A 10,554-nucleotide genomic window follows, 5' to 3' on the forward strand; every position below is an offset into this window, starting at 1 on the left:
TAACTGTGTGGCTACTTTTCGCGCGATATTTGCCGCTCCGTTAGTATCTGCGTTAATCAGATATCCCTTGGCTGTTTCATACAAACCACGTCTTACCCGTTTTCCTGAGGGCTTCCATCCTTTGGGTTTTTCACCATGTTTCGGTAATGGATCCTCGTCTAAGTAAGACGCTTTACTGGTATAAGATTCTTCAGTGATTGTTAGCTTGATGCCATACTCGGGGCAAAGTTGCTTCAACCTCTCTATCAATCTTTTGGTGGGAATTGCAACAAAGATTTGATTGCTTCGTCGCCCAATGTTGATTGAATCTTTTTGCCGCTCATTCCAGCCAAAAATGATATTACCAACTCTATCATTTAAGCACCGATTAATAATAAATCTGGCCGCCTTGTTGATTGCATCGCGCATTTGATTATTACGCTTTCTTTGAACCCGATCGAGGTTAGCGTCCCAGAAAAATTCAGGCTTTCCGGTCTTGTACTTTGCTACCAAGCGGGCGTACCCTTGATTCATCGACTTGAGTTTACGACCGTCGATTATGAGACTTTTGCCCTGAGTAGAGACGCCGGTGAGCCAGTTGTCGCCCCCATGGTCGAAGCTCCAAGCCTGCGAATAATCAAGATTAGGATTGTGTTCGTACGACTGCCTCCCATCGTCAATAACCCAATCGAGCCAAAGCTGCCCTAGGTAGGGGCGAATAGTTACCTCTTTGACCCAGTCGGGATCTATAAATTCTGGCGGTTCCAATGTTATCTCGCAGAGTAACTCGGGTTTAGACTCTTTGCTAACCGATGGATAGAACAGCCCTTTTTTGTAAGTTAATGCTTGCTTTGGAAAAGTAACAGCAGCTAAGCCACCTTTTTGGCGATATCTAGGAAGCCTTGGCCTGTCAACTTCGCCTTTATAATATTGCCTAACTAATTGGTTGTAACTAGTCATCGACTCCCCTACAGACTTCAACGTTTGTTGAGCTGACTGGGCAGCCATAGCCTTATAATGAGGACTCATCTTAAGAGCCTTGTCTAATTCAGGATATTTAACTGCGCATCTGTAGGTCTTCCAACCAAACTTAAGGACGTCATCACGCCAGTAAGTCGTATAGCCCTCAGGTTGTTCACGTAACCAACTATAGTGTTTTTGCTTGGCGTAATATATCGCACAATTGATTAGGCTATTGGCCTGTTCGCATTGAAACACCCAGAAAGCATTTTCTTCATCTGTAAATGTCCCCTTAACTGGGATTGTTCTATACATGTTACTATCACCTAATTGCTCCTATTATAGCTTAATTGAATTGAATGGATACGGCGGGGTAAACCCCGTCGCGTCCGTTTCATCCCCGGTCTTTAGACGCAGGGTTCTCACGTTCCCGGATTTTTTGATAGATTATTCGCTGCCGATGCTGGTTTTGCTGTCGGGCTTGAGCGAGCATTTTAGTAGATAAATCTACCCCAGTGCCTCGAAGATTGGGAAACTCTTGAGCAAGACGATTCAGTAAACGACCTGTGCCACAGCCAAGGTCTAATACATTGGGCTGATTTGTGAGTTCTATATACTCTAACAGCCGTTTATGGAGTGCTTGGTAAAATACTGTGGTGAACAGGATGTCGTAGTTTGGTGCCCACAGATCAAAGAACTTTTCTTTGATGCTAAAAAAATTACTACTCATTATGACGTTTAAATATTGTTCGCTTTTGATTTTCGGTGTAGGGTAGCTTGAATAGTTAAATGGTAGAGGAGGGAGCAAATTTAATGATTAATCCAAAAATTAATCTTGAGTAAGTTTAAAATTTACCCCTTCGTAAATATCTTGAAAAGAAACGCTTAACTCTAAGGAGTTAAGAGAAATAACGGAATTTTCTGATTCATACTCAGTGAACTGCCATTGATTGGTAGCAGTTTTATTATATTGCAGTAGACGATACTCACTTTGTTCGATTAGAATATATTCTTTGAACTCTGAAATAGAACGATAGTATAAAAACTTATCACCTTGGTCATAGTTTTTAGTAGAGTTTGATAAAACTTCGACAATTAACATCGGGTTCGTTACTGTAGTTGTACCCTTACCTGTGTAAACTGGTTCACCCTGAATCACCATAACATCTGGATAGGTATACTGACGGTAACGAGGTATCCACAAACGCACATCACCAATGTAAACTTTGTACTGTTTTCCCTTTAATCCGAGTTTGAAAAGGGTAGCAATATTAAGGGCAATTTGATTATGATTGGTAGTGTCACCAGTCATTGGTATAATTTCTCCATCCCGATATTCACTCTTGTATTCTGCTGTTTCTTCTAGTTTTAAATAGTCTTCTGGAGAAGAATATTTGGGTTCAGATATTAGTTGCATAGGTATTTAAAATTTTCCTTTGTTATTCTGTTTATCCTACGTCTAATTATTATTTTTTAATCATCCTATTGCCTATTGCCTATTGCCTATTGCCTATTGCCTATTGCCTATTGCCTATTGCCTATTGCCTATTGCCTGTTGCCCCCTAGCTACCTAGCGCCAAATCTTGATAGTGTTGTCGAAACTACCACTGGCAAGAGTTCTGTTATTCGGACCAAAGGCAAGAGCATGAATGGTGTCTGAATGACCGTTGAGAGTGCCAATTTCTTGAGTTGTATCAACATCCCATAGCTTTATAGTAGTATCTGCACTACCACTAGCGAGGATTTGGCCACTACGGTCAAATGCGATCGCATAAACCCAACCATTATGACCGTTGAGGGTGGTAATTTCCTGGGCAGTGCTAATATCCCAAAGCTTGATAGTACCGTCAGCACTAGCACTGGCTAGGGTCTGTCCATTGGGAGTGAACGCGATCGCAAGCACCTGGTCTGAATGCCCTTCAAAGGTGTGAATTTCCTGACCACTTAAGGCATCCCACAGCTTGATGGTAGCGTCAGCACTACCACTAGCAAGGATTTGGCCATCTGGCCTAAAGGCTACTGAATTAATCAATGATGAATGTCCGGTCAGAGTAGTGAGCTGCTTTAGGGTACGAACATCCCAAAGCTTAATGGTGCGATCACTAGCGCCACTGGCAAGGTGGTATCCTTGGGGGTGAAAGGCAATGGAATTCACGTCACCGGAATGCCCTGTGAAGGTGAAAATCTCCTTACCATTACGCACATTCCAGAGTTTGATGGTCTCGTCAGCGCTACCACTGGCAAGACTTTTTCCCTGAGGACTAAATGCCACAGCACGCACTTCAGCGGAATGCTTAGAAAACCAACCTCCAAAGGTAAGGATTTCCCAGGCTGTTTTCAACTCCCACAACTTGATAGTTTTGTCCCTACATCCACTGGCTAGGGTACGTCCATCAGGGCTAAAGGCTACAGAATAAATTTCATCGGAATGACCGTTGAGAGTGGTTGCTGCAAAAACGATAATCCTGGGATTACCTCTTGGTGGCCGAGAGTTGCTTGTTACATTAGTTTTACCAGTTTTACCAGTTTTACCAGTTTTACCAGTAGATTGGGGAGTTTGTTGATTACGGTGGAATTGCCCCCAGGTCAGACCAGCTTCGGTTTCTTGGGTGATTCCTAAATCGTCCATCACTGCGATCGCGGATTGATACCTGAGCTTGATGGAACTCTGAATCATTTTGTCGAGAATCCGACTCAATTGTCTACTGACGGGATTATGGAGCAAAAAATCCCGCCAGACAAAGCCATTTTCCATCGGATCGTATAAATTAAATGGCTGAGTTTGGGTCAATAAATGAATGCAGGTGACCCCTAAACTATAGATGTCACTGGCAAATACTGCTTTACCAAAGATTTGTTCCGGGGCCGCATAACCAGCACTACCAATAGTTGTGCCAGTTTTGGCTAAGGTAGTGCGTGTGGCATACTTGGCTGCACCAAAATCTACCAATACCAGGTCTGGGGGAGTGATAATGCCTTGGCCAGCACTGGGGCGGAGGATACCACGACGAATGATATTCTCTGGCTTGATATCCCGATGAATTACCTTACCTTGGTGGATAAAGTTGAGCACTGGTAACAACTGACTCAGGAGTCTACGAATCTGACTTTCTCGGAATGGTTCAGTTGCTGCCAACTCTTGAGCTAAATTTTCCCCATGGATAAATTCCTGAACTATGTACCAGTGATGATCTTGTTGAAAATGGGCGAAGAGTTCAGGAATCTGGGGGTGTTTGCCCAACTGTTCCAAGCGCAAGGCTTCCTGGTGAAATAATCGAGCAGCTCTGGTAGGATAATTGTTACCTTTATTGTTACCTTGATTATTAGCTTGATTATTACCTTGGGGGTAAAACTGCTTAATCACACAGTAGGATTTAGAGGCTTTTCCCTCGTCGATGGCCAAAAGGGTTCTGCCAAAGCCTCCTGCTGCAATCAGCTTAATAGCTCGGTATTGCTGTCCTAACAAGAGTTTAGTGCCGCAAGTTTGGCAAAACTTGTTGGCATCAGGATTGTAAGGCTTAGGGCAGTTGGGATTGAGACAGTAGCTCACAGAAACAACTGGTTAGATTACTTGTGTAAGCATTCAGCCGTCAGCTGTCAGCCGTCAGCTAATCAAGGGGAGGTAGTAAACAAGCTTACGGGCTGGTACGGCTGCTTGAAAATCTCTGCTAGTCTTACTGATCCGACCCCGTCCAGTTAAAGCCCCTGATAGCACCTCAAGTAGGGTGCGCGTAGCGCATCAGCTGATAGCTGATAGCTGATAGCTGAATACTTACTTACTTGTATTGTTTCATAACCCAGAAATAGGTTGAAAATTCCGTAATCGCAACGCATTAGTTACCACAGATACTGAACTAAATGCCATCGCTGCACCAGCAATAATGGGATTGAGTAACCAGCCAAAGATCGGGAATAACACACCAGCCGCAATCGGAATTCCTAATACATTGTAGATAAAGGCAAAAAAGAGGTTAGTGCGAATAGTGCGGAAGGTAGCACGACTTAGTTGAATGGCTGTAATGATGCCTTGTAAATCCCCGGAGATTAGGGTCAGATCAGAAGCTGCGATCGCAACATCAGTACCTGTACCAATGGCAATGCCCACGTCTGCTTGAGCCAGAGCTGGGGCATCATTAATCCCATCCCCTACCATTGCTACAGTTTTGCCTTCTTTTTGGAGAGTAGAGATGATGCTAGCTTTTTGATCTGGTCGGACTTGAGCAAATACCCGATGGATGCCAACCTCGTTTGCGATCGCATCAGCAGTTTGTTGATTATCTCCGGTTAGCATTACTACCTCTAATCCCAACCGCTTCAAGGCTTTCACCACCTCAGCTGAAGCAGGTTTTAGGGCATCAGCAATGCCCACAATGCCTTCAACTTTACCATCAACTGCGATCCAAACTACCGTTTTACGGCTCGCCTCCCAATCCCCCTGATAGTCTGCTAAAGACCGATCCGGTTGCACCGTCACATCTGTGTCAATCCCTAATTCTTCCATCCATCGTTTTGTCCCAATCTGCACCAATCTCTTGCCCTTGAGCCCATCATCTGTCGGTTCGGAAGAGAAGAGGGGATGATCATGATCAACAATTGCCTGTACCCCACTGCCAGCAACAGCAGTAAAATTCTCTGGTGTTGGTAACTGCAATCCTATTCCCTGAGATTGGGCATAGCGCACCACTGCTTCAGCTAAGGGATGTTCCGAATGACTCTCTACCACTGCCGCTAGTTGCAACAAGTTGATTTCATTGCTGCCGGTAAAGCTGCCCAGTTCTGAGGAGGAGTCATAGATGCCTCCAACTGTAATAAAATCCGTTACCGTAGGTTTCCCTTCCGTTAGGGTTCCGGTTTTATCTAGGACGATGGTTTGCAGTTGATGAATCAATTCCAGACTTTCGGCATTTTTAATTAAAATCCCGTTTTCTGCGCCTTTACCAGTCCCTACCATCACTGCCGTTGGAGTAGCTAGACCTAAAGCACAGGGACAAGCAATGACTAACACCGCCACCATATTAATCATCGCTAGGGTAGGATTTCCTGTGGTCATCCACCAAACTCCAAAGGTGACCATTGCGATCGCAATCACTACCGGCACAAACCAACCTGTCACCTGATCTGCTAAGGTTTCAATCGGTGCTTTAGACCCTTGAGCCTGGTGTACTAACTTAACAATCTGTGCCAGTACGGTATCTTTCCCGACCCGAGTCGCCTGGAACTGGAAGCTACCAGTTTTATTAATCGTTGCTCCAATCACTTCATCCCCCGGCTGTTTCTTGACCGCAACACTTTCTCCTGTCACCATGGCCTCATCTACACTAGAAGCCCCTTCTATAACTATGCCGTCTACCGGAATAGTTTCTCCTGGACGCACTAATACCACATCCCCAACTTGCACCTGAGCCAAGGGAATATCCTGGGCTTGACCATGGCGAATCACACGAGCGGTTTTAGCTTGTAATCCCATCAATTTACGAATTGCTTCAGATGTCTGTCCTTTAGCCCGGTGTTCCAGCAATCGCCCTAGCAAAATCAGGGTAATCACTACAGCAGTGGTTTCATAGTACACAGGGAGAGTTACCCCTTGGGGTAGGAAAGATTTCAAAACAACCGGGGGCAACACAGTGGGAAACAGAGAATAGACATAGGCAGCACTAGTCCCAAGGGTGACTAGGGTATTCATATCTGCTGTTTTGTGTTTCCAGGCTTTCCATGCTCCAGTTAAAAAGGACTGTCCACACCAAAACAGAACCGGTGTGGTTAATACCAGCTGTAGCCAAGGATGATGTAACCAAGATGGAATCCAGGGGATAGATAATCCTGTCATCATCGGTAGTGAACCAATCACTAAGACAGTACTGAGCACAGCACCGACAATGAATTTTCGTTTTAGGTCAAGGGTTTCCGCTAAAAAAAAAGGGGTGGCATAATTTGTGACATCCAGATTGGACCATTGAAATCTTATCTCCAGACCAAAGTCACACAAAAGTAACCAAAAATATTCTTCATTGCCTCAAGCATGGAACCCAGATCGGTTGGTTGATTGACCCAGAGGAAAAAACTGTGTTTGTTTACCATTCTAAACAAGAAATTGAGGTATTCGATCAACCCGATATGTTACTTCCTGTACCATCTTTTGTAAGTGAGCTAAATCTTACAGTTAAGGATTTATTTGCCTGGTTATTACTGTAACTATGGAGTCCTATAGCATTTTTATTTTAGTTGTGAACATAGATTTTGTAGGGTGGGCAAATGGACATGATAGTAAGCATTCAGCTATCAGCTTAAGCGCTACGCGCACGCTACTTGAGGTGCTATCAGCTATCAGCTTATGAGCTATGGGTAAGTTACGGGAAAAGTGCTATGAATCTTGTCAGTGCGATCGCATAAGCGCGGAAGCTGAGGCCTTTCGGCCACGCTTTGCGAACGCTTCCGGAGCGTAGCGTGGCCTACGGCCAATCGCTCTTGTAGGGTGGGCAAATGGACATGATATTTGATCTAATTGCCTTTCTCTCATAATTTGCCCACCCTACCCTACGGAATGGGTACGCCTAGCCAATAGTATTGTAGATCATGCAGACAGACACGGTTTTAAAGGGAATTATTTAAAGTATCTCAGAAAAGCCGCTAATTTTAACAAAAAATGGTCGCGAAAAACCCAATTACCCAATGGGGCATTCAGATGGAATAAAGGAACTGAATTTCTTATAGAAAGAGACAACAAAATTATTTATTACGGCTAAACTTAAAAAAATCATGCCAAACTTAGATATTTCCAACAAAGCTGATAATACCATAACAGCCAAAGGATATATTGAGCAAATCTTAAATCAATTGCTCATTGACTATCAAGCTACTCAGGCAGAAAGAGTAAAAATTTACCGATGGGAATAAAATCAAGACGTTAGTATATTAGGGATTATTGAACTATTAACCGATACTATTAGAGGATACGCCTTTCAAGTGATTAATGATAATTCATTAAATACCCAATAAATTAGTAATGAATTACAGAAAATAAAACTAGTAGAAATCCCTAAATTTACTGAATGGTATTTTTCACAATACTTTGATTATCCTAAAATGAAACACTATGTCGAAACCCTGAACTATTTACGTTTATTAATAATCGAATATATCAGGGATATCAAAGCTCTTGTAGAGTGCGTTAATGAAGTGTAACGCAGCTGTCAATGTCCGCTTGAAAGTGAGTACGCGAATAGTGTAGGTTGGGTTGAGACAACAAAACCCAACAAACCGATGATATGACACAATAAAGGTAGTGAAGTCGAGGAGAACGCCGTTGAGTGCGATCGCCTGATTTTGTAGGGTGGGCAAATGGGCATCAGAGCTGATGAAATGATCAAATTCCCAAAATTTACCCACCCTACTTACATTGACTATCAAGCGCAAATCATTTTTATTCGGGCCATTTTAACCCACGCCGACTACGATAAGGAGAAATGTAAAAATGACAACTGGTTTAACAACTCCTAGTCCTTATTACCTTAAATTAATCACATACTTTGCGCCCCGTCCGATTACGAATGACGCTGAATTAATCGCAACCCAACAAAGAATAAACGACCTATTAGATCAAAAAACTATTAATCAAGATGATCGAGATTCTCTAAGGGTATTAGGAATGTTAGTCTATGACTATGAAGAAAAAACTGAACAATTCCCCGAATTAACCGATGGAGAATTATTACAGACATTAATGGCAGACTATAGATCTAAAGATACCAGATTTTTTAGGGATTTTTGAGCAAGAGCAAACGATTTTAGATATTTTAAACGGAAAGCGTCAACTCAATGCTCAAGAAGCTTTGAAAGTGCGATCGCTCTTGTAGTGCGTATGCTATTGTCGGGTGGGCAAATGGGCATGATCACTGATCTAATTGTAAAACTTTCATTATTTGCCCACCCAAGCCTACCGAATGCGTATCCCTCTGGTGTTGGTTGGGTTAATGAAATGTAAATCAGCATGGGTTCCTAGAAATTTAGCGTTGATGCTAAATTAAATTATTTTGGTTAAAATTATTACCTGAATCTTGACGCATTTGTTCAATCACCTCTGGATAGTTTTCCAGATCTTCTAAGGAATTTAAAGGGGGATAAACCACTCTATCTTTTCTTTCACGTACTTTATCTAAATAAGCATAAAAAGCCTCATCATCTTCTCGATGAGATAAGACATATTTTTTTAAGTCTTGATCACTCATAGTAGCAAAATTAGGTTTTTGATTCATTTGATCCATTCCCCATTAGGTTTAATTTCAATCTCAATTTCATCACCAATTATCATGAAGATATTGAACGTGCGTTCATCAAATCTGATTAAGTTAATTGGTAAATACAACCTTGTAGCCCAACAAGAAAGAGTATAACATTGTAATAGTTGTGCTTGTGTAGGAATATTTTGCCCTCCCGAAACCATACCAATAACGATTATTATAACGCGCTCCGAGAGCTGTTGTAGGGTGGGCAAATGGACTAGATCACTGATCAAATTGCCAAACTCTCATTATTTGCCCACCCTACTCTACTGACCGCTGACTAAGCGTACGCTCAAGTCTGGTGGGCAAATGGACATGATTCCTAATTAAATTGCCAAACTCTCATCATTTGCCCACCCTACTCTACTGACCGCTGACTAAGCGTACGCTCAAGTCTGGTGGGCAAAGGGAGATGACAACTGATCTAATTGCCAAATTATCATTATTTGCCCACCCTACCCTACCTAAAATTTCAATCTTCTGGCTCTACACCCATTGCTCGCAATTGAGCTGCTAGACGTTCAGCTCGTTGATGTTCTCGTTCAGCTCGTTGACGTTCTTTTTCAACTAGCTGTCTTTCTTTCTCAACCGGTGTAGGAATCCAATTTTCTGCTGCATCGTACCAACGCAACCAAAGTCGGTTTAACTCTTGATAGTTTCCTGACCACAATCCTAAACCTAGTTCTATTTCTGGAAGCCAGAATTTGTCACCGTTGAGAATCACTTCCCGATAGCTGCTGCGCACTAATTCAAACAAGCGCAGTTTATTGCTATTACCATTGAAGACCACGTAATAGGGAATCCGTAGCATCCGTTCGTAGACTTCCCATTTAGTTGGGGGTTGGTTGGCTTGTGGTCTAACTTCTCCTAAGTCTTCTTTCTGTGTACTAGGAGAAAGTAATTCGATGGCAATAAAAGGAGCTACTCCTTCCTGCCAGATCACGTAACTCAAGCGGGATTCTCTTTGTTCGTACAAACGATCCACTCCCAAGACAGCAAACCAATCGGGACGTTTATACCAAGTAGGATGTTTGAGATTGTAGTAAATATTCAGATCGCTAGCAACGAGAATTTGGTTTCTAGGATAATTGGGTGGGAAAAACGTTTTCTCCAGTAAGTCTGCTTGCCAAATATGGTATTGATCTGGCAATCCTGAATCCTCCTTTTCTTCGCTAGGTAGATCGTACATTGTCGGTAGGATTTCTTTCGGGGGTCGGGGCGGATCTGTTTGTTGATACATATAGAGCAAAGGGAACAGGGAATCGGGAATCGGGAATCGGGAATCGGGAATCGGGAATCGGGAATCGGGAATCGGGAATCGGGAATCGGGAATCGG

Annotated in this window: 12 protein-coding genes and 1 pseudogene; 4 read left to right on the plus strand and 9 right to left on the minus strand. The window is 42.9% G+C overall.

Annotation, left to right across the window (positions count from 1 at the left end; all coding sequences use genetic code 11):
* The 5 genes from F6K20_RS02185 to F6K20_RS02205 form a co-directional block, all read right to left on the minus strand.
* The coding region (locus tag F6K20_RS02185) for an RNA-guided endonuclease InsQ/TnpB family protein (RefSeq protein ID WP_287293519.1) at window positions 1–1,254 on the minus strand (1,254 nt) is incomplete at its 3' end.
* A gap of 79 nt (window positions 1,255–1,333) precedes the next feature.
* A complete protein-coding gene (locus F6K20_RS02190) occupies window positions 1,334–1,669 on the minus strand; it encodes a class I SAM-dependent DNA methyltransferase (protein WP_008179852.1) in 336 nt (111 codons plus the stop codon).
* 99 nt (window positions 1,670–1,768) lie between these two features.
* Complete coding sequence (locus F6K20_RS02195; protein ID WP_008179851.1) at window positions 1,769–2,356, minus strand: Uma2 family endonuclease; 588 nt, start codon at window positions 2,354–2,356, stop codon at window positions 1,769–1,771.
* Window positions 2,357–2,509: 153 nt separating this feature from the next.
* Window positions 2,510–4,489, minus strand: a complete 1,980-nt coding sequence (locus F6K20_RS02200; RefSeq protein WP_008179850.1) for a WD40 repeat domain-containing serine/threonine-protein kinase — start codon at window positions 4,487–4,489, stop codon at window positions 2,510–2,512.
* Between the two features lie 240 nt (window positions 4,490–4,729).
* Entirely contained in the window at window positions 4,730–6,904 is a 2,175-nt protein-coding gene (locus F6K20_RS02205) for a copper-translocating P-type ATPase (RefSeq protein ID WP_502708804.1), read from the minus strand.
* Here F6K20_RS02205 and F6K20_RS02210 point away from each other — a divergent pair.
* Both F6K20_RS02210 and F6K20_RS02215 read left to right on the plus strand, forming a co-directional pair.
* Window positions 6,880–7,131: pseudogene (locus tag F6K20_RS02210) on the plus strand (Uma2 family endonuclease); the annotation flags it as partial. The gene F6K20_RS02205 and the pseudogene F6K20_RS02210 overlap by 25 nt on opposite strands.
* Before the next feature lie 564 nt (window positions 7,132–7,695).
* Window positions 7,696–7,833 (plus strand): hypothetical protein, encoded by a 138-nt coding sequence (locus F6K20_RS02215; protein ID WP_008184109.1) that lies wholly within the window; start codon window positions 7,696–7,698, stop codon window positions 7,831–7,833.
* A gap of 228 nt (window positions 7,834–8,061) precedes the next feature.
* On the opposite strand, the gene F6K20_RS02220 is transcribed toward F6K20_RS02215, so the two are convergent.
* Entirely contained in the window at window positions 8,062–8,325 is a 264-nt protein-coding gene (locus F6K20_RS02220) for a hypothetical protein (RefSeq protein WP_287293531.1), read from the minus strand.
* On the opposite strand from F6K20_RS02220, the gene F6K20_RS02225 reads away from it, so the two are divergent.
* Together F6K20_RS02225 and F6K20_RS02230 are read left to right on the plus strand one after the other, a co-directional pair.
* Window positions 8,299–8,436, plus strand: a complete 138-nt coding sequence (locus tag F6K20_RS02225) for a type II toxin-antitoxin system HigB family toxin (RefSeq protein WP_287293528.1) — start codon at window positions 8,299–8,301, stop codon at window positions 8,434–8,436. The two genes, F6K20_RS02220 and F6K20_RS02225, sit on opposite strands and share 27 nt — an antisense overlap.
* Window positions 8,411–8,707 carry a transcriptional regulator gene (locus F6K20_RS02230; RefSeq protein ID WP_287293522.1) on the plus strand — a complete coding sequence of 99 codons (297 nt, stop codon included), beginning with the start codon at window positions 8,411–8,413 and terminating at the stop codon, window positions 8,705–8,707. Before F6K20_RS02225 ends, F6K20_RS02230 begins: the two co-directional genes overlap by 26 nt.
* Before the next feature lie 247 nt (window positions 8,708–8,954).
* On the opposite strand, the gene F6K20_RS02235 is transcribed toward F6K20_RS02230, so the two are convergent.
* The 3 genes from F6K20_RS02235 to F6K20_RS02240 form a co-directional block, all read right to left on the minus strand.
* Window positions 8,955–9,200 carry a DUF6887 family protein gene (locus tag F6K20_RS02235; RefSeq protein ID WP_287293524.1) on the minus strand — a complete coding sequence of 82 codons (246 nt, stop codon included), beginning with the start codon at window positions 9,198–9,200 and terminating at the stop codon, window positions 8,955–8,957.
* On the minus strand, window positions 9,188–9,379 hold the full coding sequence (locus F6K20_RS40460; protein ID WP_502708805.1) for a DUF6888 family protein: 192 nt from the start codon (window positions 9,377–9,379) through the stop codon (window positions 9,188–9,190). The genes F6K20_RS02235 and F6K20_RS40460 overlap by 13 nt, the downstream gene beginning before the upstream one ends.
* Window positions 9,380–9,690: 311 nt before the next feature.
* Entirely contained in the window at window positions 9,691–10,458 is a 768-nt protein-coding gene (locus tag F6K20_RS02240) for a Uma2 family endonuclease (protein WP_008184114.1), read from the minus strand.
* Window positions 10,459–10,554 lie beyond the last annotated feature (96 nt).

The sequence above is a fragment of the Moorena sp. SIO2C4 genome (assembly GCF_010672485.1).
Lineage (GTDB): Bacteria > Cyanobacteriota > Cyanobacteriia > Cyanobacteriales > Coleofasciculaceae > Moorena > Moorena producens.